The 25,651-nt window shown below is 63.7% G+C and carries 25 protein-coding genes; 15 read left to right on the forward strand and 10 right to left on the reverse strand.

Features of this window, described 5'->3' with window-relative positions; all coding sequences use genetic code 11:
- The first annotated feature begins 130 nt into the window (after positions 1-130).
- A complete protein-coding gene (locus LGH82_RS17080; RefSeq protein WP_227343862.1) occupies positions 131-1,222 on the forward strand; it encodes a 3-deoxy-7-phosphoheptulonate synthase in 1,092 nt (363 codons plus the stop codon).
- A gap of 58 nt (positions 1,223-1,280) precedes the next feature.
- Here the strand turns inward: LGH82_RS17080 and LGH82_RS17085 are convergent, their stop codons facing one another.
- Positions 1,281-2,390, reverse strand: coding sequence for a Gfo/Idh/MocA family protein (locus LGH82_RS17085; protein ID WP_227343863.1), 1,110 nt, complete (start codon positions 2,388-2,390; stop codon positions 1,281-1,283).
- 154 nt (positions 2,391-2,544) lie between these two features.
- Here LGH82_RS17085 and LGH82_RS17090 point away from each other — a divergent pair, with 154 nt between their 5' ends.
- The 14 genes from LGH82_RS17090 (at position 2,545) to LGH82_RS17155 (ending at position 16,139) form a co-directional block, all read left to right on the forward strand.
- The gene (locus LGH82_RS17090) at positions 2,545-3,390 is read left to right on the forward strand and encodes a MurR/RpiR family transcriptional regulator (RefSeq protein WP_227349614.1); all 846 of its coding nucleotides are present in this window, start codon (positions 2,545-2,547) and stop codon (positions 3,388-3,390) included.
- Between the two features lie 218 nt (positions 3,391-3,608).
- Positions 3,609-5,543: a bifunctional 5-dehydro-2-deoxygluconokinase/5-dehydro-2-deoxyphosphogluconate aldolase gene (locus tag LGH82_RS17095; RefSeq protein WP_227343864.1), complete on the forward strand. Its 1,935-nt coding sequence runs from the start codon at positions 3,609-3,611 to the stop codon at positions 5,541-5,543.
- 32 nt (positions 5,544-5,575) lie between these two features.
- Positions 5,576-7,426: a 3D-(3,5/4)-trihydroxycyclohexane-1,2-dione acylhydrolase (decyclizing) gene (gene iolD, locus LGH82_RS17100; RefSeq protein WP_227343865.1), complete on the forward strand. Its 1,851-nt coding sequence runs from the start codon at positions 5,576-5,578 to the stop codon at positions 7,424-7,426.
- A gap of 79 nt (positions 7,427-7,505) precedes the next feature.
- Entirely contained in the window at positions 7,506-8,423 is a 918-nt protein-coding gene (gene iolE / locus LGH82_RS17105) for a myo-inosose-2 dehydratase (RefSeq protein ID WP_227343866.1), read from the forward strand.
- A 44-nt stretch (positions 8,424-8,467) separates the two neighbouring features.
- Positions 8,468-8,686 (forward strand): DUF3329 domain-containing protein, encoded by a 219-nt coding sequence (locus LGH82_RS17110; protein ID WP_227343867.1) that lies wholly within the window; start codon positions 8,468-8,470, stop codon positions 8,684-8,686.
- Between the two features lie 5 nt (positions 8,687-8,691).
- Positions 8,692-9,504 carry a 5-deoxy-glucuronate isomerase gene (gene iolB, locus LGH82_RS17115; protein WP_227343868.1) on the forward strand — a complete coding sequence of 271 codons (813 nt, stop codon included), beginning with the start codon at positions 8,692-8,694 and terminating at the stop codon, positions 9,502-9,504.
- Positions 9,505-9,656: 152 nt separating this feature from the next.
- The gene (locus LGH82_RS17120) at positions 9,657-10,364 is read left to right on the forward strand and encodes a DUF1045 domain-containing protein (protein WP_227343869.1); all 708 of its coding nucleotides are present in this window, start codon (positions 9,657-9,659) and stop codon (positions 10,362-10,364) included.
- 46 nt (positions 10,365-10,410) lie between these two features.
- On the forward strand, positions 10,411-11,550 hold the full coding sequence (locus LGH82_RS17125; protein ID WP_227343870.1) for an alpha-D-ribose 1-methylphosphonate 5-triphosphate diphosphatase: 1,140 nt from the start codon (positions 10,411-10,413) through the stop codon (positions 11,548-11,550).
- Positions 11,547-12,176 carry a phosphonate metabolism protein/1,5-bisphosphokinase (PRPP-forming) PhnN gene (gene phnN / locus LGH82_RS17130; RefSeq protein ID WP_227343871.1) on the forward strand — a complete coding sequence of 210 codons (630 nt, stop codon included), beginning with the start codon at positions 11,547-11,549 and terminating at the stop codon, positions 12,174-12,176. Before LGH82_RS17125 ends, phnN begins: the two co-directional genes overlap by 4 nt.
- Positions 12,177-12,455: 279 nt before the next feature.
- On the forward strand, positions 12,456-13,211 hold the full coding sequence (locus LGH82_RS17135) for a COG4280 domain-containing protein (RefSeq protein WP_227343872.1): 756 nt from the start codon (positions 12,456-12,458) through the stop codon (positions 13,209-13,211).
- The gene (locus LGH82_RS17140; protein WP_227343873.1) at positions 13,208-13,423 is read left to right on the forward strand and encodes a hypothetical protein; all 216 of its coding nucleotides are present in this window, start codon (positions 13,208-13,210) and stop codon (positions 13,421-13,423) included. Before LGH82_RS17135 ends, LGH82_RS17140 begins: the two co-directional genes overlap by 4 nt.
- Positions 13,424-13,900: 477 nt before the next feature.
- Positions 13,901-14,710, forward strand: coding sequence for a transporter substrate-binding domain-containing protein (locus tag LGH82_RS17145; RefSeq protein ID WP_227343874.1), 810 nt, complete (start codon positions 13,901-13,903; stop codon positions 14,708-14,710).
- Positions 14,711-14,776: 66 nt separating this feature from the next.
- The gene (locus LGH82_RS17150; protein WP_227343875.1) at positions 14,777-15,442 is read left to right on the forward strand and encodes an amino acid ABC transporter permease; all 666 of its coding nucleotides are present in this window, start codon (positions 14,777-14,779) and stop codon (positions 15,440-15,442) included.
- 4 nt (positions 15,443-15,446) lie between these two features.
- On the forward strand, positions 15,447-16,139 hold the full coding sequence (locus LGH82_RS17155; protein WP_227343876.1) for an amino acid ABC transporter permease: 693 nt from the start codon (positions 15,447-15,449) through the stop codon (positions 16,137-16,139).
- Position 16,140: 1 nt separating this feature from the next.
- Here the strand turns inward: LGH82_RS17155 and LGH82_RS17160 are convergent, their stop codons facing one another.
- The 9 genes from LGH82_RS17160 to LGH82_RS17200 form a co-directional block, all read right to left on the reverse strand.
- Positions 16,141-17,022 (reverse strand): SMP-30/gluconolactonase/LRE family protein, encoded by an 882-nt coding sequence (locus LGH82_RS17160; protein ID WP_227343877.1) that lies wholly within the window; start codon positions 17,020-17,022, stop codon positions 16,141-16,143.
- Between the two features lie 2 nt (positions 17,023-17,024).
- A complete protein-coding gene (locus LGH82_RS17165; protein WP_227343878.1) occupies positions 17,025-17,993 on the reverse strand; it encodes an ABC transporter permease in 969 nt (322 codons plus the stop codon).
- Complete coding sequence (locus LGH82_RS17170) at positions 17,990-18,967, reverse strand: ABC transporter permease (RefSeq protein WP_227343879.1); 978 nt, start codon at positions 18,965-18,967, stop codon at positions 17,990-17,992. The genes LGH82_RS17165 and LGH82_RS17170 overlap by 4 nt, the downstream gene beginning before the upstream one ends.
- A 73-nt stretch (positions 18,968-19,040) precedes the next feature.
- Complete coding sequence (locus LGH82_RS17175; RefSeq protein ID WP_227343880.1) at positions 19,041-20,525, reverse strand: sugar ABC transporter ATP-binding protein; 1,485 nt, start codon at positions 20,523-20,525, stop codon at positions 19,041-19,043.
- A gap of 66 nt (positions 20,526-20,591) precedes the next feature.
- On the reverse strand, positions 20,592-21,659 hold the full coding sequence (locus LGH82_RS17180; protein ID WP_227343881.1) for a substrate-binding domain-containing protein: 1,068 nt from the start codon (positions 21,657-21,659) through the stop codon (positions 20,592-20,594).
- A gap of 65 nt (positions 21,660-21,724) precedes the next feature.
- Positions 21,725-22,789 carry a substrate-binding domain-containing protein gene (locus LGH82_RS17185; RefSeq protein ID WP_227343882.1) on the reverse strand — a complete coding sequence of 355 codons (1,065 nt, stop codon included), beginning with the start codon at positions 22,787-22,789 and terminating at the stop codon, positions 21,725-21,727.
- A gap of 264 nt (positions 22,790-23,053) precedes the next feature.
- On the reverse strand, positions 23,054-23,824 hold the full coding sequence (locus tag LGH82_RS17190; RefSeq protein WP_227343883.1) for a GntR family transcriptional regulator: 771 nt from the start codon (positions 23,822-23,824) through the stop codon (positions 23,054-23,056).
- An 82-nt stretch (positions 23,825-23,906) separates the two neighbouring features.
- Entirely contained in the window at positions 23,907-24,614 is a 708-nt protein-coding gene (locus tag LGH82_RS17195; protein WP_227343884.1) for an E3 binding domain-containing protein, read from the reverse strand.
- Positions 24,611-25,621, reverse strand: a complete 1,011-nt coding sequence (locus tag LGH82_RS17200) for a C-terminal binding protein (protein WP_227343885.1) — start codon at positions 25,619-25,621, stop codon at positions 24,611-24,613. The genes LGH82_RS17195 and LGH82_RS17200 overlap by 4 nt, the downstream gene beginning before the upstream one ends.
- Between the last annotated feature and the right edge of the window lie 30 nt (positions 25,622-25,651).

A 25,651-nucleotide genomic window follows, 5' to 3' on the forward strand; every position in this document is an offset into this window, starting at 1 on the left:
TTTAGGAGCTCGCTGGCGGCGGGAGGATTGCGCTCGATCTGAAGATTGCAGCATCAAAATCCGAACAGCCGCCAGACCTGGCGGCTTTTTTGTATCAGCCGGCAGGTCTCCCAATCAGGAGCAGAAAGCCGTGTTGACCACCACAGATGATCTTCGGGTCAAGGAAATCAGGGAATTGAGTACGCCGGACCAGGTGATGCGGGAGATACCGCGCACGCTGACGGCGACGCGCACCGTGACCGCGTCACGCAACGCGATCCACGCCATCTTGAACGGCACCGATGACCGGCTGATCGTCGTCGTCGGCCCCTGTTCGATCCACGACCCGGTCGCGGCGGTCGACTATGCCAGCCGTCTGGCGGCGCTGCGCGAGAGCCTGTCGGACCGGCTGGAGATCGTGATGCGCGTGTATTTCGAAAAGCCGCGCACGACGGTCGGTTGGAAGGGCCTGATCAACGACCCTGACCTCGATGGCAGCTTCAACATCGACAAGGGGCTGCGGATGGCGCGCAACGTGCTTTCCGCCGTCAACAATCTCGGCCTGCCGGCGGCGACCGAATTCCTCGACATGACCACCCCGCAATACATAGCCGACCTCGTCGCCTGGGGCGCCATCGGCGCGCGCACGACCGAGAGCCAGATCCATCGCGAGCTGGCATCGGGCCTCTCCTGCCCGGTCGGCTTCAAGAACGGCACCGACGGCAATCTGCGGATCGCCGCCGAGGCGGTGAAATCAGCCGCCCAGCCGCATCATTTCCTGGCGGTGACGAAGGGCGGACGCAGCGGCATCGCGGCGACCACCGGCAATGAGGACTGCCACGTCATCCTGCGCGGCGGCATTGCGCCCAACTACGATGCGACGAGCGTCGAGGCCGCCAGTGCGGAACTCGCCCGCATCGGCGTGGCACCCAGGCTGATGATCGATGTCAGCCACGCCAACTCCAGCAAGAAGCCCGAGAACCAGCCGAAGGTGGCTGCTGACGTCGCGGGCCAGGTCGCGGCCGGTGACGAGCGCATCATCGGTGTCATGATCGAGAGCAACCTCATCGCCGGCCGTCAGGATGTCGTGCCCGGCAAGCCGCTCGTCTACGGCCAGAGCATAACCGACGGCTGCATCGACTGGGCGACCACCGAGACCGTGCTGCACGGACTTGCCGGCGCCGTCGAATGGCGGAGGTCGGCGCGCCGCGCCATGATGGACAGCCGGCAAGGGGCCGCCTGAGAAGCTGACAATGCCGATGGGAACCTTCTCCCTTGTGGGAGAAGGTGGCGCCAGTGCGTTACCGTACCTGGACCCAGCGCTGCTCCTCGAACGAACGCGCCATCGCGTGCACGGTGCGCTCGATCTCCAGCCCTTCCGCGAAATCAAGGATCCGCGCCGGCTTGCCGGCAAGACGCGTCAGCAATTCCCGGCACTCGATGATCTTGAGATCGTTGAAGCCGAGGCCATGGCCGGGCGCCGGCACGAAGGCGTCATAGGGCTTGTGATGCGGCGCCACCAGGATGGTGCGATAGCCCTGTTCCGTCGGGCGATCCGATGTGAGATAGAGCTGGAATTCGTTCATCCGCTCCTGGTCGTAGAGGATCGAGCCTTTCGAGCCAAAAATCTGGATGGCGATGCGGCCCTTTCGGCCCCAGGCCGAGCGGTTGACCAGCAGCGTGCCGGCAACGCCGTTTTCGAGATGCATCAGCACGCTGGCGATGTCGTAGGTCTCGACGGCGCGGCGCCCGCCCGAGGCAAGCTGGCGATCGGCATAGGGCCTGGACATGTCGCACATGACGCGGGCGACTCGGCCGAACAGCACCGAAACCAGCGACAGCGGATGAACCGCGAAATCGTCGAGCGCGCCATAGCCGGATGTCGCCTCATGCTTCCAATAGAACAGCGCCTCCGGATCGGCCATGAAGTCCTCATCCATCTCGATGCGCAGATGGTTGACCTCGCCGATGATCTTCTCGTCGAGCAATGCGCCGATGTGGCGGATCGCCGGGTTCTGGATGTAATTGTAGCCGAGCGCCGCCACCTTGCCGGACTTCTTCGCCGCTGCCGCCATGGCCTCGGCTTCGGCAAAGGCCGGCGCCATCGGCTTTTCGCACCACAGATGCTTGCCGGCCTCTAGGAGGGCGATCGCCATTTCCGGGTGGAACTGGTTCGGCGTGGTCAGCGAGACGACATCGACTTCGGGATCATTGACGACGGCGCGCCAGTCGCCTGAGCCCCTGGCGAAGCCGAATTCGGAGGCGCGGCGTTTGGCAAGATCCGCGTCGACCTCGCCGAGATGGACAAGCCGGGGCCTGGCCACATCCGGAAAGACGGTGCTTACCGCATTCCAGGCAATGGCGTGGCATTTGCCCATGAAGCCCGTGCCGATAAGACCTACGCCGACCATCTTTTGTTTCTCCACTGCCTGAAGCGTTCGGTGGATGAATTAGTCCATTTTTCTCACAAATGGAATGTCTGCCTCATTTTTTATGGCGTTCTTGCGCAGGCTCGTTATGATGGGGCAGAGAGGACATCCATAGATGAGCCTGGACAGAGCGACGATGGACGAACGGGTACCTCGCGACTTCGAGACGCTGCGCGCCACGATCCTTGATCGGCGCGAAAGCCTGCCGAAGCGCATCGCACAAATTGCCGCCTACGCGCTCGACAATCCCGATGACATTGCCTTCGGCACCGCGGCCAGCATCGCCGCTTCGGCCGGGGTCCAGCCTTCGACCCTGATCCGTTTTGCGCAGCAACTCGGCTTCGACGGTTTCACCAGCCTGCAATCGGTGTTTCGCGAGCGCCTGCGGGAACGCAACTCATCCTATGACGAAAGGCTGCTGGCGTTGCGCGCCAAGGCCGAGGAAGGCGCGGGCCACCGGGCGATCTTCGACGGCTTCGTCGCCGCCGCCAGCACTTCGCTCAACGACATTTCGCGCACGCTGGACGAGGCGCATCTCGAAGACGCGATTGCGCTGCTGGCCAAGGCGGAGACCATCTATGTGCTTGCCAAGCGGCGGTCCTATCCCGTGGCCTCCTACATCGCCTATGCACTGGGCAAGCTGAACATCCGCAACCAGCTGATCGAATCGGCCGCCGGCCTGAACGCCGAGATGATCGGCTTCGCATCACCGCGCGACGCCGTCATCGCCATCAGTTTCTCGCCCTATGCTCCTGCCACCATCGAGGAAGCGCGCACCATTTCGGAGCAAGGCGTGCCGATCGTGGCGATCACCGACAGTTCGTTCTCGCCGCTCGCCCAGTTTGCCAGCGTCTGGTTCGAAGTTGCCGAGGCGGACTTTGCCGGCTTCCGCTCGCTGGCCGCGACCATGGCGCTGGCCATGGCGCTGACCGTCGGCGTCGGCGAGAAGCGGCGCGACACGGGTCGCAAGCGCAAGGCCTGACCCGGCTTTCTTTCCTCTTTGACCATGATCTTTTCCGAAAACCGGCAGTCCCTTTTCGCTTACGCGGTCCCGCGGTTCGGGATCATGGCCAGGCAATTTTAAGTCAGGGAACGCTCATTCCATATTGACTATGGATTGGAATTATTATTTCATATCGGTGGCGCCACGCTGCCGCTCGCGCGTGTACCCCAAGACAACAAAGCCGACGGGAGGTTCCAATGAGCGAAGCCGTGGACGCGAAACAGGCGCCGCTCGATGTCATCACCATCGGTCGTGCTTCCGTCGATCTCTACGGCCAGCAGATAGGCTCGCGGCTGGAAGACATCACTTCCTTCGCCAAGTCGGTCGGCGGCTGCCCGGCCAACATTTCGGTCGGCACCGCGAGGCTCGGCCTGCGCTCGGCGCTGCTCACCCGTGTTGGCAATGAGCAGATGGGCCAGTTCATCCGCGAGCAGCTGACGCGGGAAGGCGTTTGCGTGGACGGGCTGAAGACCGATCCGGATCGGCTGACCGCGCTGGTGCTGCTGTCGGTCGAGGACGAAGGCGTCTCGCCGATGATCTTCTACCGCACCGACTGCGCCGACATGGCGCTTTGCGAGGATGATATCGACGAGGCTTTCATTGCGTCGGCACGCTCCATCGTCGTCACCGGAACGCATTTTTCGCGACCCAACAGCGACGCCGCGCAGCGCAAGGCGATCCGCGCCATCAAGGCCAAGGGCGGCAAGGTGGTGTTCGACATCGACTATCGCCCGAACCTCTGGGGGCTCGCCGGCCATGCCGAAGGCTTCGAGCGCTACGTGAAGTCGGACCGCGTCTCCGCCCAGTTGAAGACGGTGCTGCCCGATTGCGATCTCATCGTCGGCACCGAGGAAGAGATCATGATCGCATCGGGCGCCGACGACTGCCTGAGCGCGCTGAAGACGATCCGCTCGCTGTCATCGGCGACGATCGTCTTGAAGCGCGGCGCCATGGGCTGCATCGTCTATGACGGACCGATCAGCGACGATCTCGAGGACGGCATCGTCGGCAAGGGCTTTCCGATCGAGATCTACAATGTGCTCGGCGCCGGCGATGCCTTCATGTCGGGTCTCCTGCGCGGCTGGCTTGGCGGCGAAAGCCTGGCGACATCAGCAACCTGGGCCAATGCCTGCGGCGCCTTCGCCGTGTCGCGGCTGCTCTGCGCGCCGGAATATCCGACGTTCGAAGAACTGCAATTCTTCCTCAAGAACGGCAGCAAGCACCTTGCCCTGCGCAAGGATGAGGCGATCAACCACATCCACTGGGCGACCACGCGCCGGCGCGATATCCCTTCACTGATGGCGCTGGCCTGCGACCACCGTGTCCAGCTGGAGGATATCGCGGCGAAGGCGGGGGCGGACCCGTCACGCATCGCCGCCTTCAAAGTGCTGGCGGTAAAGGCTGCCGCGAAGGTCGCCGCCGGCCGCGAAGGCTACGGCATGCTGATCGACGAGAAACATGGCCGCAAGGCGATGTTCGAATTCGCGCATCATCCCTTCAGCTGGCTGGGACGGCCGGTGGAATTGCCGGGCTCGCGGCCGCTGCGGTTCGAGTTTTCGCAAGACATCGGCTCGCAGCTCACCGAATGGCCGGTCGAGCATTGTATCAAGTGCCTGTGCTTCTATCATCCTGACGATCCGGCCGCGCTCAAGGAAGAACAGCAGCAGAAGCTGCGCGCGCTGTTCGAGGCCGCGCGCAAGGTTGGCCGGGAACTTCTCATCGAGATCATCGCCGGCAAGCACGGCAAGCTCGACGACACGACGATTCCGCGCGCGCTGGAGGAGCTCTACGCGCTTGGCATCAAGCCCGACTGGTGGAAGCTCGAACCACAGGCTTCGGCCGGCGCCTGGGCCAAGATCGAAGCGGTGATCCTGAAGCACGACCCGTGGTGCCGCGGCATCGTTCTGCTCGGCCTGGAGGCGCCGCAGGATGAGCTGGAAGCGGCGTTCGCCGCGACCGCCAAGGCGCCCATCGTCAAGGGTTTTGCCGTCGGCCGCACCATCTTCGTCCACGCGGCCGAGCAATGGCTGGCCGGCAAGATGTCGGATGACGAGGCGGTGGCCGACATGGCATCGCGCTTTGAACAGCTGACCGAGGCGTGGCTTGCCGCGCGTGGCCGCAAGGCAGCATAAGAAAGCGGCATAGGGACTGCGGAGGAAACAACATGACCAAGACAATCCGCCTGACGATGGCGCAGGCGCTGACCCGCTTTCTCAGCAAGCAGATGACCGAGATCGATGGCAAGACCGTGCCGATCTTCGGCGGTGTCTGGGCGATCTTCGGCCATGGCAATGTCGCTGGGATCGGGGAGGCGCTCTACCAGGTGCGCCAGGAATTGCCGACCTTCCGCGCCCACAACGAACAGGCGATGGCGCATGCGGCGATCGCCTATGGCAAGGCCAATTTCCGCCGCCGCTTCATGGCGGCGACAAGTTCGATCGGGCCTGGCGCGGTCAACATGGTCACGGCCGCCGCACTGGCCCACGTGAACCGCTTGCCGGTCCTGCTCCTGCCCGGCGACGTCTTCGCCAACCGGGTCCCCGATCCGGTGCTGCAGCAGGCCGAGGATTTTTCCGACGGTACCGCGACGGTCAATGACTGTTTCAGGCCCGTGTCGCGCTATTTCGACCGCATCACGCGACCGGAACAGATCATCCCGGCGCTGGCGCGGACCATGCAAGTGCTGACCGATCCGGCCGAGTGCGGGCCGGTGACGCTGTCGCTCTGCCAGGATGTGCAGGCCGAGGCCTATGACTATCCCGAGAGCTTCTTTGCCGAACGGGTCTGGACGCCGCGCAGGATCCGTCCGGATCGCCGGGAATTGGCGGCCGCGATTGCCGCGCTCAAGGGTGCGAAGAAGCCGTTGATCATCGCCGGCGGCGGCGTGCTCTACTCGCAAGCCTCCGACGAACTGGCGAAATTGTCAGACGGTGCCGGCATTCCGGTCTGCGAGACGCAGGGTGGCAAGTCCTCGCTGCCGGACGATCATCCGCTCAACATGGCGGCGGTCGGCGTTACCGGCACCTCGGCCGCCAACCGGCTGGCCGAAGAGGCCGACGTGGTGCTGGCTGTCGGCACCAGGCTGCAGGATTTCACGACGGGATCCTGGTCGCTGTTCAAAAACGCGGGCAAGACCATTGTCGGGCTGAACGTCCAGCCTTTCGATGCCGGCAAGCACCGGGCACTGCCGCTGGTGGCGGATGCGGCCGAGGGACTTGCCGAGCTTGGCGCGGCCCTGAAGGGCTGGAAGGCGCCGTCTGCCTGGACCGACAATGCGGCCAAGGGCAAGAAGGACTGGCAGGCCGATGCGGCCAAAGTGACCGCGTCGACCAACGCCGCCTACCCGTCGGACGCGCAGGTGATCGGCGCCGTACAGCGCGCCATGGGCGCCGGTGTGACGATGCTGCATGCCGCCGGCGGCCTGCCTGGCGAGTTGCACAAGCTCTGGCAAGCGGGCGCACCGGGGTCCTATCACGCCGAATACGGCTTCTCGACCATGGGCTACGAGATTGCCGGCGGGCTCGGCACCAAGATGGCAAAACCCGACGAGGAGGTCGTCGTCATGATCGGCGACGGCTCCTACCTGATGCTCAATTCCGAGATCGCCACGTCGGTGATGCTGGGCTTGAAGCTGACCATCGTGCTGCTCGACAACCGTGGCTATGGCTGCATCAACCGGCTGCAGATGGCGACCGGCGGCGCCAACTTCAACAATCTCCTGAAGGACTCGCGCCACGAAGTCCTGCCCGATATCGACTTCGCGGCTCATGCGGCAAGCCTCGGCGCCATCGCCGAAAAAGTGTCGTCCATCGCTGGACTGGAAACAGCGTTGGCCCAAGCCAAGAAGAATACGCGCACGACGGTTGTTGTCATCGACACCGATCCGCTGGTTTCGACCGATGCCGGCGGCACATGGTGGGATGTCGCCGTGCCCGAGGTCAGCGCGCGCAGTCAGGTGAACGCGGCGCGCAAGGCGTATGACGAAAAGCGGCAGATGCAGACCATTGGTGACTGACGCCAACACTGCCTGGAAATGAAAGATGACCTGGCATCAAGACGATGCTGGTCCAATGGTTTGAAACTGGAGTGACGACGTGAAAGCCAGACTGGGCATGTCCCCCATCGCGTGGTGGAATGACGACCTTGCGGAACTCAGCGATGACGTCTCGCTGGAAGAATGTTTGCGCCAGTCGCGTTCGGCCGGTTTCACCGGCATGGAGATGGGCCGGCGCTTTCCCAATGACCCCAAGGTCATGCTGCCGATCCTCAAAAAGGCTGATGTGACGCTGTGCGGCGGCTGGTTTTCCGGCACGCTGGTCAACGAAGACATGGGCGAGAACAAGGATCGCATCCAGCCGATGATCGACCTGTTCAAGGCGGTGAATGCGCCTTGCATCGTCTATGGCGAGGTCGGCCGCTCCATCCAGGGTGATCGCTCGAAGCCGCTCGCCACCAAGCCAAAGCTCTCGGACGACGAGATGAGGGCCTACGCGAAGCGCCTCACCGAATTCGGCGAATGGTGCGCCGAACAGGGCATGCCGCTTTCCTATCATCACCACATGGCGGCGGTGGTCGAGACGGAGCCGGAGCTCGATGCCTTCATGCGTTATTCCGGAGAAGGCATTCCGCTGCTTCTCGATGCGGGGCATCTGGTCTTTGCCGGCGGCGACGTGCTGCGCGCCATCGACAACCACCACAAGCGCATCAGCCATGTGCATGTAAAGGATGTGCGCATGGGCGTGATCGATAAACTCGACCGTACGAAGCAGTCCTTCCTCGACGCCGTGGCGCTTGGCGCCTTCACCGTGCCGGGCGATGGCTCGCTGGATTTCGGCGCCATCGTGCAAAAGCTCGCTGATCATGGCTATGAAGGCTGGTTCGTCGTCGAGGCCGAGCAGGATCCCAGGAAGAATCCGCCGCTCAGGATGGCTGAGGTCGGCTACAAGGAATTGATGCGTGTGATGACGGCAGCCGGATACACGGTGGAGACGCAAGGCTTTCCGAATGCCTGAGCGCGGTGGTTCTCGGTGAGGCCGGGTTGCTGTAGGTTGGCCGGATGAAAGATTCCGAGCACCCGTTTTTCCGTCCGCTGTGGCGCCGCGTTGCCGTCGTCGCGGTCTGTCTTGTCTGGTCCGTCATCGAGTTCGCGACGGGCACGCCGTTCTGGGGCGTCATCGCGCTCGGCTTCGCTGGCTACGCGGTCTGGCAGTTCTTCTACCTCTACAAGCCGGCCGATGAGACCAAGGCAACGGCCGAGCCCGAACCGAAGGAGTAACAGGGATGTCGAAGCTGCTGGTCAAAGCCAACAAGGGCCATGGCCGCGTCGCCCATGTGACGCCGAAAAGCGCCGGCTGGACCTATGTCGGCTTCGACCTGCATCGGCTGAAGCCTGGCGAGACGGTTTCCGGGGAGACGGGAAATCGCGAGGTCTGCCTCGTCTTCGTCACCGGCAAGGGGAAGGCCAAGGCCGGCGGCAAGGATCTTGGCCTGCTCGGCAAGCGCATGTCTCCCTTCGAAGGCAAGCCATGGTCGGTCTATGTGCCCGAAGGGTCCGACTGGTCGGTGACATCAGACACGGAACTCGAACTCGCTGTGTGTTCAGCGCCTGGTCTTGGCGGCGGCCTGCCGGTGCGGGTCATCAAGCCCGACGATCTCGGCCAGGAAGTGCGCGGCAAGGGCACCAACACCCGCTATGTCACCAACATATTGCCGGAGGGCAAGCCGGCTGATTCCCTTTTGGTGGTCGAGGTCATCACGCCTGGTGGCCATACGTCGAGCTATCCGCCGCACAAGCATGACCAGGACAATCTGCCGGCTGAATCCTATCTCGAGGAAACCTACTATCATCGCCTCAACCCGCCGCAGGGCTTTGCCTTCCAGCGCGTCTATACCGATGCAGACGGGAACGGCCATCGCGCGCTCGACGAAGCGATGGCGATAGAGGATGGCGACGTGGTGCTGGTGCCCAAGGGCTATCACCCCTGTGCCGCCTGCCATGGCTATGATCTGTACTACCTCAATGTCATGGCCGGGCCGAAGCGGACGTGGAAATTCCACAATGCGCCTGAGCACGAATGGTTGATGAAGGCTTGATCGATTGGTCCTTTCGCCCGAAGCGGCTGGTCCAGCGCTAAAAATCGTCGGCTAATGACCTGAACGGGTCTTTTTGTCCTCGGAAACGCCGCAAGGCTTCGTCAATCCGTCATGCAAATCGCCTATGGCAGCGGGTCTGACGAGGACTTCCCATGCGTTACGCCGTTTATTTCACTCCCCGGCAGGACGAACCGCTGGCGCGGATCGCCGCCAACTGGCTGGGCCGCGACCCGTTTGGCGCCGCCACCCGGCCGGTCGAGGCGGTGGCGGACCTGTCGGCCGCGGAAGTGGCCTTCCATACCGCTTCCGCACGACGCTACGGCTTTCACGCCACGCTGAAGGCGCCGTTCCGGCTGGCCGCGAACGAGACGGAGGCTTCGTTGCGCGCCGCCCTGGACAATTTCGCCGAAGCAGCGCCGGTGGTCACGATCCCGCGTCTTGTCGTCAGCCAGATCGACGGCTTCTTCGCGCTGGTGCCGGACGGACCGCTGCCGGCGCTCAACAGCTTCGCCGATGATGTCGTGCGCGACTTCGACCGTTTCCGCGCGCCGTTGACTGACGCGGAAATCGAGCGGCGCAGTCCCGATTCCCTGAAGCCCGGCGAGTTCCGCAATCTCTGCCAGTGGGGCTATCCCTATGTCTTCGAGACCTTTCGCTTCCACATGACGCTGTCAGGCCGGGCCGGGCCACAGGAAGCCCCTCGTCTTCGCGCGGCAATCGACGGCCTGTTCGCGGAGGTGCTGCAAAAGCCGGTGCTGGTCGACGCGCTGACGCTGTTTGTCGAAACCGAACCTGGCGCGCCGTTCATGGTGCTGTCGCATCACGCACTCGGTCGCCGCCCGGCCAGAAAAACCGCCTGAGCAATCGCCGGACATTTCCGGCTGGAATAACCAAGGACTGCCTGAAATGACCGCCGAAACTGTTCTCCACAATGCCCGCATCGTCCTTGCCGACGAGATCGTCGACGGCTCGATCGTGCTGCGCGACGGCTTGATCGCCGGGATCGACGCCGGCTCCAGCCGGACCGGCGAAGACATGGGCGGCGACTTCATCATTCCAGGACTGGTCGAACTGCACACCGACCACCTTGAAGGCCACTACGCTCCACGTCCGAAGGTGCGCTGGAACCCGATCGCCGCCGTGCTCGCCCATGACGCGCAAGTGGCGACGGCCGGCATCACCACCGTGCTCGACGCCTTGCGGGTCGGCATGGATGAGGACGCCGACCTGACGGTGACCGACATCCGCAAGCTGGCCGCCGCCATCGAGGACAGTGTCCAGCAGGATCGCCTTCGTGCCGACCACTTCCTCCATCTTCGCTGCGAGGTCTCGGCGCCGGACTGCCTCCAGGCTTTCGCTAGTTTCGACGGCGACGACATGGTCAAGCTGGCGTCACTGATGGATCACGCGCCCGGCCAGCGCCAGTTCGTCAATCTCGAGACCTATGCCTCTTACTATCAGCGCAAACTGAAGCTCACGGACCGCGACTTCAAGCTGTTCTGCGAAAAGCGTATGACGGAATCGGCCGCGAATTCCGGCCCGAACCGTGCGGCCATCGCCGCCGCCTGCCGCGAACGCGGCATTGTGCTGGCAAGCCATGACGATGCCACTGTCGGCCATGTCGACGAAGCGATCGAACAGGGCGTGCGCGTCGCCGAGTTCCCGACCACCGAGGCTGCGGCAAGAGCCTCGAAAGAAGCAGGACTCGGCGTATTGATGGGTGCGCCCAATGTCATGCGCGGCTCCTCGCATTCCGGCAATGTCTCGGCCCGGACATTGGCGGGTGAAGGCCTGCTTGATATCCTGTCGTCCGATTACATCCCCTTCAGCCTGATCCAGTCGGCCTTCTTCCTTGGCGACATGGTCGACGGGATTTCCCTGCCGCGGGCGGTGGCCATGGTCTCGAAGAACCCCGCCGATGCGATCGGCCTCACCGATCGCGGTGTCATAGAACAGGGCCGCCGCGCCGACCTGGTCCGCGTGCGCGTCGACGACCACGTTCCGGTCGTGCGCACCGTCTGGCGCCAGGGACGCCGGGTCGCATGATGGTGTCGGCGTTGATCGAGCGCGAGTTGTCCTCTGCCATTTTTCCGATCCGCGACGGCGTCTTCGTCGCCGTGGTCGGGCCGAGCGGCGCCGGCAAGGATACGATCATCGATTATGCCCGCAACCGCTTTGCCGATGAGAGCCGGCTCGAGTTCGTGCGCCGGGTGATCACCCGGCCGAGTGACGCGGGCAGCGAGGACCATGACACGCTGGCCGAGGCCGCCTTCATCGAGGCGGAAGCCGACGGCGCCTTCGCCGTATCGTGGGAGGCGCATGGCTTGCGCTACGGTATACCCGCTGATGTCGACTGGTCGGTTTCCAATGGCCGCGTCGCGGTGGCGAATGTGTCGCGCGCGATCATCCCGGTGCTGCGCGAGCGCTATGCCAATCTGGCTGTCGTCGAGATCACCGCTTCGCCGGAAATCCTGGCCGAAAGGCTGGCGACCCGCGGCCGCGAGTCGCGCGGCGAAGTGCTGGCGCGGCTGGCGCGCAGCGCCAGCGTGACCCTGTCCGGCCCGGGCGTCACCTCGATCGACAATGGCGGCCCCCGCGACGTGGCGGGCGAGCATTTCGTCGAGGTGCTGCGCAAGGCCATGGCCTTCTCCGACATGTCGGGCCTGATCTAGAGCCAGCGACCTCCAGCTTCGAATTCGGTGCTCAAGCCGCGTTGTCCCGACCGACCTCACTCTCAAGAGCGAGGCTGGCGGCTGGCGGTTGACCTCGTGCCGCAGCGCGTTCGGCTCGAACTGGCCCGAGGCGCCGCCGGTTGGGGCCTCATTTGCCTTTTCGCTGCCACAGGAGCGCTGTGTGGTGCTGACGGCAGAGTGATTCCGGGCCACGATCCGAGAGGTGGAAATGACCTTTCAAAAAGATCATGATCAAACGAGACCATACAGAAAGCCTTCATGCATAGCCTGACGCCCATCCTTTCGACAATCACGGCGGCTTTTCTTGCATCCGTCGTCGAGGTCGTAGAAGCCTTCACCATCGTGCTCGCGGTGGGGGTGACGCGCAGCTGGCGTCCGGCACTGATCGGAGCGGCATTGGCGCTGGCGGTGCTGGCGGCCCTGGTGCTGGCGTTCGGCCCGCTGCTGGCCCTCATACCCATCACCACGCTGCAGTTCGTCGTCGGTGTGCTGCTGATCCTGTTTGGCATGCGCTGGCTGCGAAAAGCCATCCTGCGCAGCGTTGGTGTCATCGCCCTGCACGACGAGGCGGCTGCCTTCTCCAAGGAAACCGCCGCCTTGCACGAGCTGGCCAACAACCGCCGCGCCGACTATCTCGCCGGACTGGCGTCCTTCAAGGCGGTGCTGCTCGAGGGCGTCGAGGTGGTGTTCATCGTCATTGCCGTCGGTGCGGCCCATGGACAAACGCTTTACGCCAGCCTGGGCGCGCTGGCGGCCTTCATCCTGGTGATGCTTATCGGCCTCGCGGTACACCGGCCGCTGGCGCGCGTGCCGGAGAACGCGCTCAAATTCGTGGTCGGGCTGATGCTGACCAGCTTCGGCATCTTCTGGACCGGCGAAGGCATCGGCGCCGACTGGCCGGGCGCCGATCTCGCCCTGCTCGCCATTTTCGCCATCGTCGCGCTGGCGTCCCTTGCCATGGTGCGCTGGCTGCGCGGCACCTACCCCGCACCCGCTGGAGGGTTCGCCCGATGAACGTCATTCGTCTTGTCGCCAAGGAATTCTTCGGCATGTTCGTCGACGACGGCAGCCTGGCGTTGCTGGCGCTGGTCCTGGTGGCCGCCATCGCGGTGGCGGTGAAGCTGCTGGCGCTGCCGCCACTGCTCGGCGGCGCCCTGCTGCTGGTAGGCTGCCTCGCCATCCTGTTGCAAAGCGTTCGCCGCGCGGCACGTGGAGCCAATCGGTAGCGGATTGCTCCGCGCCAAGGCCGGCTGATCCAGTGCTGGTTGCCGCGAGACCTGGCCATCGCGCCGAAGGAAGGCGCTGTGCCGGATAGAAGCAGCGCTCGCGGTCGGTGCGAGGCGGCGGTAAACCCCTCGCCGGGGGCGATGGCGGCGGGCCTCCCTGAGAGATCGTGCTCGATCTCGTCCCAAACGCAGTGCCGGCTGAAATGGGCCGAGCACCATCCCCCCAAGGTACGTCCGAGCGATATCCAAAGTGGAAATCCTGGTATCGGCACCTGAAAACTTCCTGTCGGCGCGTGCATGGACAGGCGTTTAATATTATAATAGCATACCATTATAACGCACGGAGGAACGCTGGATCCCCGGTTTTCAAGGGAAATCAGCGAGCGAAATGTCGGTCCTGCCTTACGTCGTCGCGCGGCTTGCGCCCCGCGCGAGGGATACCAACCCAAGGCGCTATTAAAAGCATGGGAGGAAAACATGCGGACTTTCCTGAGAGGGGCCGGCGCATTGCTTGCCGGCATCGTGCTGGCGCTATCGGCGCTGCTGCCATCCATCGCCTCGGCGCAGTCGGTCGACGAGATCATTTCGCGGGGCAAGCTGGTGGTCGCCATCGACACCACGACGCCGCCCTATGGTTTTCTCGACGCGAACCTGAAGCCGACCGGTTTCGATATCGAGGTTGCCAACAAGATGGGCGAGGCGCTCGGCGTCCCCGTCGAATTCGTCACAGTCACCTCGCCCGGCCGCATTCCGGCGCTGCTGACCAAGCAGGTCGACGCGGTGATCTCGATCTTCTCGATCACGCCGGCACGCGCCATCCAGATCGACTATTCGATCCCCTATGCCGGCCAGTCGGCGGTGGTCATCGCGCCGAGGAGCAGCAGCATAAAAGGCGTCACCGACCTGGTCGGCAAGAAGGTCGGCCTGACGCGCGGCACCGGCGAGGACGGATTGCTGACCAAGGCCGCTGAAACCAATCCGGGCATCGATATCCTGCGCTTCGACGATTACTTCTCACTGCTGCAAGCGATGGTGTCCGGCCAGATCGACGCCATGGGTGGCGGCGACTATGGCGAAATCTATTTGAAGAAGGCACAGAATGGCGACGCCTTCGAACAGAAATACGTGCTGAAAACCTTCTACTTCGGCATCGGCGTCGCCAAGGGCAACGACAATTTGCGCCAGTGGATCAACACCTGGCTGTTCACCATGAAGACCGATGGCACGCTGGACGCATTGTCGATGAAGTATCGCAACCAGCCGCTGCCGGTGCTGCCGGTTTTCTGATCCACGCATCTGCGGTCGAGCGGGGCCAGGCCGGCCCCGCTTCCCTGACCTCGTGACGGGATGCCCATGCAAACCGCCCTGCAATTCGGCCCGATCCTGGTGCATCTCGACCTGTTGCTGCGCGGCCTGGAGAAGACAATCCAGCTGGCGGCGCTGTCCATCCTGTTCGGCACCGCCATAGGCGTCCTCGGCGCAGTCGGCCGCAGCTTCGGCCCGCGCTTCCTGTCGTGGCCGATCGCCTGCTATGTCGAGCTGATCCGCAACACGCCACTGCTGATCCAGCTCTATTTCGTGTTCTTCTCGCTGCCGCTGTTCGGTTTCAAGCTGTCCAGTAACACCGCCGCTGTCGTCGCGCTGTCGATCCATCTCGGTGCCTATGCGACCGAGATCCTGCGCGCCGGCATCGAAGCCATCCCGGAAGGGCAGATCGAGGCGGCAAAATCGCTCGGCCTCAGCCGCTACCGCATCATCCGCCATGTCGTGCTGGTGCCGGCGGCGCGTGCCGTCTACCCGTCGCTGTCGGCGCAGTTCATCCTGCAGATCATGGGCACCTCGATCGTCGGCGCCATCGCGGCGGAGGAACTGACGGCGGTCGCCAACAACCTCGTCATGCAGACGTTCCGCAGCTTCGAGGTCTACATCATCATCGCGATCATCTATTTCGTGCTGGTGCAGGCCGCCAGCCTGCTCTTCGCCGGCATCGGCAAGCTCATGTTCCGATGGAAGGTCTAGGGCGATGAGCCTGCGTGATTTCGGCCCCAACGAACTGATGTTCCTGCTGCTGGCAACACGCTGGACGATCCTGCTTGCGCTCATCGCCTTTGCTGGCGGCGGCCTGATCGGCCTCGTGGTGGCGGCGATCCGCGTGGCGCCGGCACGGCCGTTGCGCTGGCTGGCCGCCGGCTACATCCAGTTCTTCATGGGCACGCCGATCCTGATCCAGCTGTTCATGGCCTATTACGGCGCATCCTTCCTCGGCTACCGGCCGGACCCGTGGGTGGCAGCCGCCGTGACCTTCTCGCTCAATGGCGGCGCCTTCTTCGGCGAGATCTTCCGCGGCGCCATCGAGGCGATTCCCAAGGGGCAATGGGAAGCCGCGACCGCGCTCGGCTTCCGCTTTGTCAGGACATTGCGGCTGGTGATCATCCCGCAGGCCATACGGCTGATGTTGCCACCAACCGTCGGTTTCATGGTGCAGATCGTCAAGACGACGTCCATCGCCTCGCTGATCGGGCTGACCGAACTCGCCCGCGCCGCCACGCAGGTCAACACAGTGACCTTCCAGCCAGTGCTGGTGTTCGGCACGGTGTCGCTGATCTACTTCGCGCTGTGCTGGCCGCTGTCGCTCTACGCCGGCTATCTCGAGCGCCGCTTCGCTACCGGAATGACGCGTAAGGGTGAGACGCCGTTGGTGATGTCGGCTGTTTAGGTCAGCCCCTGAAAGCCGGCAGGGTCAGGCCCTTGACGCCGACGTCGAGCGCGAACAGCCCGCCCGGGTTCTTCTGGCCGACGAAGTGTCCGGCCGGACGCTTGAGCACGGCTGACGTGACATAGAGGATATCGAGATCCCTGCCGCCGAATTCGCAGCAGGTCGGCAGGTCGGTCGGCAGCACCACCGTCTCCATCAGCTCGCCATCAGGATCATAGCGGCAGACCTTGCTGGTCACCGGGATGGTCACCCAGTAGCAGCCTTCGGCATCGACGGTGGCGCCATCGGCAACGCCGCCGGTCGCCGTCATGTCGATGAAGGTGCGGCGGTTCTCGATGTCGCCGGTGGCGGGGTCGAAATCATAGGCCCATACGGCGCCGGCATGGCTGTCGGAGAAATACATGGTCCTTGAATCCGGGCTCCAGGCCAGGCCATTGGAGCAGCCGATGCCGTCGATCATCTTGTGCACCGAAAGATCGGTATCGAGCCGGTAGAGCGCACCGATGAATTCGATCGGCTGGCCGGGCATCTCGAACATCGAGCCGGACCAGAAGCGGCCCTGGCGGTCCGGCTTGCCATCGTTAAAGCGGGTTTTCGGCATATGCGCTTCCGGATCGACGATCGCCTCGAACTTGCCGGTCACAGGGTCGAAGAAATGGAAGCCGTCGGTCATGGTCAGCACCAAGCCGCCCTTCTCGCGCAGGCCAAGGCAGCCTAGATATTCCGGCGTCTCGAAGACATCGTCCTTGCCGGTCGCGGGGTCGTAGCGGTGGATCAGCTTCTTCCAGATGTCGATCCACCAGAGCACGCCGGCCTTGGGGTCCCAAAGCGTGCCTTCGCCCAGCTCTGCCTTCGCATCGACGACGCAGGTGATTTCGACCATGCTCAGCCCTCTTTTCCGCGCAGCTTGCCGCCAAGTCCGGCAAAGGTTTCGCTGCCGATCGACACGGTGAGCAGGATCACCGCGCCATAGACGATGAGCAGCGCACCGCTCGACAGGTTCAGCGCCGGCAGCAGGCCGGTGAGGATAGTCAGCACCATGGCGCCGGCGACGGTGCCGAGATAATGGCCGCTGCCGCCGAGGATCGAGGCGCCGCCGATGGCGACCGCCGCTATCGAGGTGAACAGATAGGCGTCGCCCATGCCGAGATAGGCCTGGCCTGAATAGCCGGTCAACAGCATGCCGGCGAAGGCGGCGGTGAGGCCCGAGATCACGTAGGTGAGGATAGTGGTGCGAGCGGTCGGCACGCCGGAGAATTCAGCAACGGTCGCGCTGGTACCAAGCGCATAGAGATGGCGGCCGAAGGCTGCCTTGGAGAGCAGCAGCGTCGCGACCAGCGTCAGCGCCAGCCAGATCAGCGCGATGACCGGGAAGCCACCGATGCGGCCGACCGACAGGAACTGGATCAGGGTTGGCGCCGAGGGCGTCGGCGAGCCGCCGGTCAGCACCAGGATCAGGCCTTGCAGGATGACATTGGTGGCCAGCGTCATGATTATCGGCGGCACGCCGAACCGGGCGACACCGACACCGTTGATCAGCCCGATGAAAGCGCCGCCGGCAAGCAGCAGCGGCATGACCCAGACCAGCGGCAGGTCCTGGCCGCCGCACAGCAGCGCCATGACGATGGCCGCCGAATTGAGCACCCATGGCACCGACAGGTCGATGCCGCCGCCGATGATGACAAAGGTCTGGCCGAGCGCGACGATGCCGACGAAGGCCGCCAGCACGACGGTCGAGCGCATGTTGGAGACAGACAGGAAGCCCGGCGAGAACAGCGCCGTGACCAGGAGCAGCACGACCATGCCGGCATAAGCGAGCACGATGAGCCGGTTGCGAGCGAGGAAGGCGGTCATTGCACGCGGCTCCTTGCGGCCTTTTCGGCAACGGAACTGGCCAGCACCGAGAGCAGCAGGATGACGCCGGAAGCGACCGGCTGCCAGTAGCTCGACACGTGCAGGACGAAGACGAGGTTACCGATCAGGGTCAGCACGAAGGCGCCGATCAGCGTGCCGGCCAGATGACCACGGCCGCCGAACAGGCTGACGCCGCCGATCACCGCCGCCGCCACCGAAGGCAGGATATAGTCCTTGCCGATGGTCGGCGAACCGGCGCCGGTCTGCGTCACCAGGAAGAGGGCAGCACCCGCCGCGAACAGACCGGACAGGCCGTAGGTGATGAGGTTGACGCGGGTGATCGAGACCCCCGACAAAAAGGCGGACTTTTCGTTGGAGCCTGTCGCCTGAATGGTAATGCCGACGCCGGTGGTACGGAACCACCACCAGAACAGCAGCAGGCCGATCAGCATCCAGACCGGGCTGGCCAGGCCGATGAGCTGCGCGGAAGCGAAGCCGACCCACCAGGAGGGAACGCTGCCGCCATCGGTCGGCAGGATGATCATGGCGACGCCATTGAGGATCGACCAGGTGGCGAGCGTCACCAGGAAGGGCTGCAGCTTGAGCAGCGAGATCAGCAGGCCGTTGAGCGCGCCGATCAGGAAGCCGAGTACGAGGATGATCAATATCCAAAGCGCCGTGGTCGATGGATCATCGGTGAAGCGCGTCGCCGCGATCACCGTTCCGAGGCTGATCATGCCGCCGATCGACAGATCGATGCCGCCGCGCACCAGCACGATGGTCTGGCCGGTCGCCGCCAGCATCAGCGTCATCGCCGCCGCCGTGTCGAGGTTGAGCTCGTCCAGCGAAAAGACCCCGGACTGCAGGCTGCCATAGATGGCAACGATCAAGGCCAGCATCAGGCAAGCGACAAGGAACGGCGCGCGGTCGAGCGCGCGGCCACGCCAATCGATACCCCGCGCGGCTTGTTTCATTTCAGCTGGCCTTTGCGCCATTTCCACAGGTCTCTCAGCGATCGCCATCACCATGCCTCAAGCAGCCTCGCTTTCAAGCATGGCGGCGCGCAAAATGCCTGCCTCCGAAATGCGGTCGCCTTCGAGCATCGCGGCGACGCGCCCGTTGCGCATGACGAGCACGCGATCGGCGACATGGACGAGTTCCGGCATGTCGCTGGAATGGAACAGGATCGCGTAGCCCTTGGCCGCGAGGTCGCGCATCAGCTGGAAGATCTCGCCCTTGGTGCCGACATCGACACCGCGCGTCGTCGTAGAGCAAAAGCACGCGCGCCTGCGTCAGCAGCATCTTGCCGAAGATCACCTTTTGCTGGTTGCCGCCGGACAAAGTGCCGGCAAGCTGCTCCGATGTGCCGGCCTTGATGCGCAGGAAGTCGACCATCTCCTTGACCAGCGCCGTCTCCTTTTGCCGGCTCAGAAAACCGTTTTCCGTGAAGCGCTTGATGACGGACAGGGTCAGGTTCTCGCGCACGCTTTTGGTCAAAAGCAGGCCCTGCCCGCGTCGATCCTCCGGCACCAGCGCGATGCCGTCCTTGCCGGTCAGCGCCTGGCGCGGATTGTTGATCGAGACGGGTTTGCCCCACAGCTCGATGGCGCCGCTGGCCTTGGTGGCTCCAAACAGCGCCTGGAACAGCTCGCGCTGGCCGTGGCCCTGCAGGCCGCCGACGCCAAGCACCTCGCCCTCATGCAAGGCAAGGTCGACGCCGGAGAGCCGGCTGCCACTGGAAAATCCCTTGACCCTGAGCGCGATGCGATCGGTCGCCGTGGCCACGCGCTCGGGATAGAGCCGGTCGAGGTGCCGGCCGATCATCTGGGTGACGATCTGATCGTCGGATACGGCATTCGCCTCGTGCACGGCGATGGTGCTGCCATTGCGGAAGATGGTCAGCCGATCGGCGATGGCGCGCACCTCGGCCATGCGGTGCGAGATGAAGATGACCAGCCTGCCCTCGGCGGCCAGTTGCCGGGTGAGATTGAGTAACCATTCGGCCTCCCGCGCCGGCAGCGCCGACGTCGCTTCGTCGAGGATCAGGATGCGCGGGTCCTTGGCCAACCCCTTGGCGATCTCGACGATCTGCCGTTCGGCCAGTGTCAGCCGCCGCAATTCCTGGTCAGGGCGAAGTGCTGGAAAATTGTATTTGTCGAGCAGCGCCATCGTCTTGCGGCGCATCTCGCCGCGATTGACCGTGCGCAGCAACGTTCTTGGTTCGTGGCGGAACCAGATGTTCTGCTCGACGCTGAGATCGGGGATCAGCGATAGTTCCTGGAACACGGCGGCGATGCCCCGCGCCTGGGCGGCATCCGGATTGGCGGGGCGATAGTCCCGGCCGTCGACCCGGATCGAGCCGCCATCATGCCTCACAGCGCCCGACAGTATCTGGATGAAGGTGCTCTTTCCCGCGCCATTCTCGCCGAGCAGCGCATGCACTTCGCCAGCGCGGGCGCTGAATGTCGCCTCGCTCAGCGCAACGATGCCGCCATAGCGTTTGGAAAGGCCTGTGACGGTGACAAGGTCCATGATGCGCCTTCGAAAAGCTCTCCCGACATCTTGCGATGCCGGGAGACAGGGTCGTGGTATCGGATGTTACTTGCTGCCGGCGGCTTCCGCGGCGGTGATCTCGACCCAGTCGGGCGTGATCGGCAGCGTCAGGCCGGGTGCCTGGTCGGGGAAGGCATTTTCGCCGACCGCGATCTTGATCATCTTGGTGCCCGGGTAGAGCTTGGACTCGAAGGGATCGGTGGTGACGAAGTCGCCCTTGACCGAAACGGAGCGTTCGGCCGGCTTCTTGCCGGTGTCGAGAATGTCGACCGCCAGCTTGATGGCTTCCGACGACAGATAGGCGGGGTTGGAGCCAAGGATGCATTTCGCACCTTGCGTCTGCGCGCAGGTTAGGGCCGCGACATTGTAGGAGAAGCCGACGACCGGAACGATCGGCCGGCCTGCATCCTTCAGTGCCTGGATGGCGCCCGAGCCGTAGCCTTGCGTCATGATGCCGTCGATCTTCGGGTTGGCGGCAAGCAGGGCCGCGACGCCCGACTGTTCCGGTCCAAGCGCGTAGTTGCCGTTATAGTAGCCGACGACCTTGATGTCGGGATATTTGGCCAGGACCTTCTCATAGCCCTGCTGAAGCTGGGCGGAGATCGGCGCGCCGGCCAGGCCACGGTCGAGGATGATGTTGCCCTTGCCGCCGAGCTGTGTGGCCATCCATTCGGCCATCACCGACGGAATACGATCCCAGTCGGAGGCGACGGCGAAAGCGCAGGGCTCGGTCACCACCTGGTCGAAGCTGATGACGACGATGCCGGCGTCGCAGGCCTTCTTGATGGTCGGGTTCAACGCCGAATCCGAGCCGGCATCGACGAGGATGGCGTCGGGCTTCTGGCGAATGATGTTGTTCAGCGAGTTGATCTGCGCCTGGACCGTGTTCTCGACATTCTCGATCTTGAGATCGACGCGGCCTTTGAGCGGCCCCTTGTTCACCGAGACGGTGGCGACGCGCTCCATCTGCTGGCGCCAGTCATTGCCGACGAAATTGTTCGAGAGATAGATCGTGTAGGGCTTCTTGTCCTCGGCGTGGCCAGCATGCATGCCGATTGCCATCATGGCGGTGGCAAGGGCTGCAAGACCGATGTTACGGCTCAATGATTTCATGATTTTCTCCTCCCATTCTCGTTTCGAATATCGGCGCAGACTGTCGGCGCGCCGCTTTGGCCAACTCAGTTGCCCGACGCCTCCTTGGGTGTGATCTCGACCCAGCTGGGCGTGACCGGCAGGGACAGGCCCGGCGCCAGATCGGCAAATACTGTCTTGCCAAGTTCAATCTTCACCGCCGAGGAATTGGGGGCGTATTTGGCATCGACCATATCCGTGGTCAGGCCCGGTGAGTTGAACAGCACGGTCGTGTCGGCCGGCTTCTTGCCGGTGTCGAGTATGTCGACCGCCAGCTTGATCGCCTCGGCGGACAGGGACGGCGGATTGGCGCCCAGCCAGCACTTCGCGCCCTTGGTCTGGGCACAGATGACGCCGGTGCCGTTGAAGGCGGCGGCGACGATTGGCACCAAAGGACGATCGGCATTCTGCAATGCCTTGATGGCGCCGGTGCCATAGCCCTGCGAGAAGATGCCGTCGACTTCCGGGTGCGCGGCAAGCAGACTGGCAACGCCTTCCTGTTCAGGCCCGGCCGCATAGTTGCCGTTGAAATAGCCGACGATCTCGATGCCCGGATACCTCTTCAGCACGGCGCCGAAGTTCTTCTCGAACTGCTCGGAAATCGGCGCGCCCGCGAGACCGCGATCCATGAAGACCTTGCCCTTGCCGCCGAGGATGGATGCCATCCATTCAGCCTGGTTGTTGGCCATGATATCGAAATCGGAGTGCAGCTTGTAGGCGCATTGCGCCGACACGGTCTGGTCGAAGCTGACGACGATGATGCCAGCGTCGCAGGCTTTCTTGATGGTCGGATTGAGAGCTTCCGCCGACGACGCGTCGATGAGGATCGCGGCGGGCTTCTGCCGGATGATGTTGTTCAGCGAATTGATCTGCGCCTGGACCGTGCCCTCGGCGTTTTCGATCTTGAGGTCGACACGCCCCTTGAGCGGCCCTTTGTTGACCGCGACATTGGCGACGCGTTCCATCTGCTGGCGCCAATCATTGCCGACGAAATTGTTGGAAAGGTAGATGACGTAGGGCTTCTTGTCTTCGGTATGGCCGGGGGTCGCGCCAACGGTGGCCACAAACCCGGCAAGCGCCACGAAGCCGGCGCACAAGCTCCTCAATTTCATGGTCTCCTCCCTAGTGTTTCCTGCCCAGCCGGCGATGGACCGCGCCATCTTGATCGGATGAAGACTGTAAATTGATACCGGTACCAAATGCGGATGTCAATTTGATGGCGCTTCCTCCGAGGCTGCGTTCGCGAGCGGAATTTCGCAGGATTTCCTCCCTTGCGACTCCTCCCATGGCCGGCACTTCAGCCAAGCTATCATGCTATTATAATTTTATAGGTCTGTCTATGCGACCAACATTAGAAAATGCTGGTCGGGTACGCTTCAGGACAGGTCGTTCGGCGCGTCGTAAGTGATGCTGAAGATATCGGCGGGGTGGCGCGCGACGGAGAATTCGATGCTGCGCTGGTCCGCCGACTGATAGAGCATCTCCACCGTCAGCACCGGACTGCCCAGCGCAATGCCGAGGTCGGCGGCAACCGCCTCATCGGCGATTTCGGCGCGCACCGTGACATGCGCCACATCGAGCCGCAGGCCGAGATGTTTTTGCACCGAGCGGAAGATCAGCACATCGGAAAAGTCTTCCCGCTTTAAGCGGGCGCCGATATCCGGCGGAAAGTAGGTGGTGATCTGCGCCTTCCTCTGTTCGCCGATCGACAGCACGCTGCGCAGGCAATAGCCGGCCTCGTCCTTGCCCATGCCGAAATGGCGCTGGAGTACCGGGGAAACCTCCTTGCGATAGGACTTCACCGTCAGTTGCGCGTCCTTGGTGAAGGCCGCCATGTCGGCAAAATTCTTGAACTTCCAGCTCAGATTGACCGATGGGCTGCGCGCCGCGACCACCGCGGGCTTGGCCGAACGCTTCCTGATCAGGCCGTCGGCCTCGAGATCTCGCAGCGCTTGGCGGACCGTGATCAGGCTGACGCCGAAATGCTCGGCAATGGTTGCCTCCTTCGGCAATTCGCCGCCGACGGGAAAGGTGCCGTTGCCGATCGGCTCGCGCAGGATGTCGGCAAGCTGCCGATAGAGCGGGCCGTTGGCGCGGCCGAGTGTGCGCCTGGGAAGACTGTCGATGGTGGGAACGGAATGATCCATGAGCCTCGTCGCGCCTGTGTCGAAGCTTTTATAATAGCTTCCATCGCCTGAGGCTAGGCAACGTTGGCGACCATCAACCGCCTCAGACGAAGAGCCGGAAAGGGTGTTCGATCGTGGACTTCAAGGCGATGAGCCACGCGGCCGCTGCCGCCTCGTCAACGCTTGCCGCATCCGCTGTGAGAAAGCATTCGGCGTGATCGCCTGCCGTGTTGACCGAGACCGTCAGGCGCATGGCGCGGCCCGACAAGAGCGGCATCGTCAGCGGCCGGATGTCGCCAGCCGGGAAAAGCCGCAGGGACAGTGCGGCCGGTCTTTCCGTGTCGTCACGGTTGTCAGCCAGTGCCGCAAACCGCATTGCGCGCAGCGATGTCAGGGGCATCTCCGGAGCCGTGGCGAACACCGCTTGTCGTCCCATCAGTTCCAACGCTACGGGCGCGTCGGCGACCTTGGCGATATCGGGTATCTCAGCGAAGGCGCGACCTGTCGCGCGCAGCAGGATGTCGTCGATGTCCAACGTTTTCCCCGCGCTCTCCAGCGCGGCCAGCAGCTCATTCAGAGCCCCGAGCGCGATTGATGCGGCAAAGGCGGCGATGCGGAGCGCGGCGACCGCGACAGTCGGCGGTTCGACCGGCTCTGCCACGGGCACAAAGCCAAGCACGTCGACGGCCAGGACGCGACCGCCCGGACCGCTGCCCCGAAATACGTCGAGCGGGAGAGAGCGCTCGCGCGCCAGGCGGCGCGCATAGGGCGAAACAGCCTGCCGCCGCGCCTGCGCCACCGCGATGTTCATTTCAGATACTCTGAGTTGACGCAGTTGGTGAGCCGTCCCTGAGCGAGATATGCCTGCACGACCTCGATCGATTTCAGCCGGAGGTCGCGCATCGATGCCGGGCTGTAGAAGGCGGCGTGCGGGGTGACGATCAGCCGGTTGGCAATCCATGGTTCACGACGCCGCCATGCCGCCAACAGCGGATGGTCGAGATCACCGGGTTCGTTCGGCAACACGTCCAGCCCTGCGCCGGCAACAGTGCCGTTGCGCATCGCCGCCTCCAGCGCATCGAGATCGACTATCGGGCCGCGCGCGGTGTTGATCAGCACAAGGCCAGGCCTGGCGATGGCGAAGACAGAAGCGCCGAGCAGCTTGCGGGTCTCCACGCTCAACGGCGTGTGGACGCTGACCACGTCCGATCGCGCCATCAGCTCGGCCAGCGAATGAACGCGTTCATAGCCGGTCGACAGGTCGACGCCGGACAGAAGATGCGGATCGTGGAACATCACCTTCATGTCGAAGGCGGCGGCGCGGCGAGCGGTGGCCAGCCCGATGCGACCGAGCCCGACAATGCCGAAGGTCGCGCCCTTGTGCCGGCGCACCAGCGGCGCCTTGGAGAAATGCCAACCTTCGGCGCCATTGCCGGAAAGCTCGGGTCCATAGGCGGAGGTGCCGCGCGTCAGCGCCAGCATCAGGCCGATGGCATGGTCGGCAACTTCGGTCGTGCCGTAGTCCGGAACATTGCATGCCGGAATCTTGCGCGCGCCCCAGCCGGCCGTGTCGATGTTGTCGAAGCCGACGCCGGAGCGCACCGCGATCCTCGCCTTGGGAAAGGCGGTCGGAGCGGCCGCGACATTGTGGGTCGGCGAATAGTTGATGACGGCATCGACGGCCTCGCAGATGGCCGGACCGAGCTCAGCCGCCTTGTCGTTGGTCGAGCGGGCGAGGATGAACTCGATGTCGGGATAGTGCTCGCGTTCGAGTTCGGCTTCGTCGGCGGCTTGCCAGTTGGCACACAGGATCTTCATGCTTGCCCTTCGAATTTGCATGGATACGAT

This window comes from Mesorhizobium sp. PAMC28654 (assembly GCF_020616515.1).
Lineage (GTDB): Bacteria > Pseudomonadota > Alphaproteobacteria > Rhizobiales > Rhizobiaceae > Mesorhizobium.

Bases quoted from the DNA above. Each gene is read 5' to 3' on its own strand.
- LGH82_RS17085 (WP_227343863.1), bottom strand. From the start codon at position 2,390: ATGGTCGGCGTAGGTCTTATCGGCACGGGCTTCATGGGCAAATGCCAC.
- LGH82_RS17090 (WP_227349614.1), top strand. From the start codon at position 2,545: ATGGACGAACGGGTACCTCGCGACTTCGAGACGCTGCGCGCCACGATC.
- LGH82_RS17095 (WP_227343864.1), top strand. From the start codon at position 3,609: ATGAGCGAAGCCGTGGACGCGAAACAGGCGCCGCTCGATGTCATCACC.
- iolD (WP_227343865.1), top strand. From the start codon at position 5,576: ATGACCAAGACAATCCGCCTGACGATGGCGCAGGCGCTGACCCGCTTT.
- LGH82_RS17110 (WP_227343867.1), top strand. From the start codon at position 8,468: ATGAAAGATTCCGAGCACCCGTTTTTCCGTCCGCTGTGGCGCCGCGTT.
- iolB (WP_227343868.1), top strand. From the start codon at position 8,692: ATGTCGAAGCTGCTGGTCAAAGCCAACAAGGGCCATGGCCGCGTCGCC.
- LGH82_RS17120 (WP_227343869.1), top strand. From the start codon at position 9,657: ATGCGTTACGCCGTTTATTTCACTCCCCGGCAGGACGAACCGCTGGCG.
- LGH82_RS17125 (WP_227343870.1), top strand. From the start codon at position 10,411: ATGACCGCCGAAACTGTTCTCCACAATGCCCGCATCGTCCTTGCCGAC.
- phnN (WP_227343871.1), top strand. From the start codon at position 11,547: ATGATGGTGTCGGCGTTGATCGAGCGCGAGTTGTCCTCTGCCATTTTT.
- LGH82_RS17135 (WP_227343872.1), top strand. From the start codon at position 12,456: ATGCATAGCCTGACGCCCATCCTTTCGACAATCACGGCGGCTTTTCTT.
- LGH82_RS17140 (WP_227343873.1), top strand. From the start codon at position 13,208: ATGAACGTCATTCGTCTTGTCGCCAAGGAATTCTTCGGCATGTTCGTC.
- LGH82_RS17145 (WP_227343874.1), top strand. From the start codon at position 13,901: ATGCGGACTTTCCTGAGAGGGGCCGGCGCATTGCTTGCCGGCATCGTG.
- LGH82_RS17150 (WP_227343875.1), top strand. From the start codon at position 14,777: ATGCAAACCGCCCTGCAATTCGGCCCGATCCTGGTGCATCTCGACCTG.
- LGH82_RS17155 (WP_227343876.1), top strand. From the start codon at position 15,447: ATGAGCCTGCGTGATTTCGGCCCCAACGAACTGATGTTCCTGCTGCTG.
- LGH82_RS17160 (WP_227343877.1), bottom strand. From the start codon at position 17,022: ATGGTCGAAATCACCTGCGTCGTCGATGCGAAGGCAGAGCTGGGCGAA.
- LGH82_RS17165 (WP_227343878.1), bottom strand. From the start codon at position 17,993: ATGACCGCCTTCCTCGCTCGCAACCGGCTCATCGTGCTCGCTTATGCC.
- LGH82_RS17170 (WP_227343879.1), bottom strand. From the start codon at position 18,967: ATGAAACAAGCCGCGCGGGGTATCGATTGGCGTGGCCGCGCGCTCGAC.
- LGH82_RS17175 (WP_227343880.1), bottom strand. From the start codon at position 20,525: ATGGACCTTGTCACCGTCACAGGCCTTTCCAAACGCTATGGCGGCATC.
- LGH82_RS17180 (WP_227343881.1), bottom strand. From the start codon at position 21,659: ATGAAATCATTGAGCCGTAACATCGGTCTTGCAGCCCTTGCCACCGCC.
- LGH82_RS17185 (WP_227343882.1), bottom strand. From the start codon at position 22,789: ATGAAATTGAGGAGCTTGTGCGCCGGCTTCGTGGCGCTTGCCGGGTTT.
- LGH82_RS17190 (WP_227343883.1), bottom strand. From the start codon at position 23,824: ATGGATCATTCCGTTCCCACCATCGACAGTCTTCCCAGGCGCACACTC.
- LGH82_RS17195 (WP_227343884.1), bottom strand. From the start codon at position 24,614: ATGAACATCGCGGTGGCGCAGGCGCGGCGGCAGGCTGTTTCGCCCTAT.
- LGH82_RS17200 (WP_227343885.1), bottom strand. From the start codon at position 25,621: ATGAAGATCCTGTGTGCCAACTGGCAAGCCGCCGACGAAGCCGAACTC.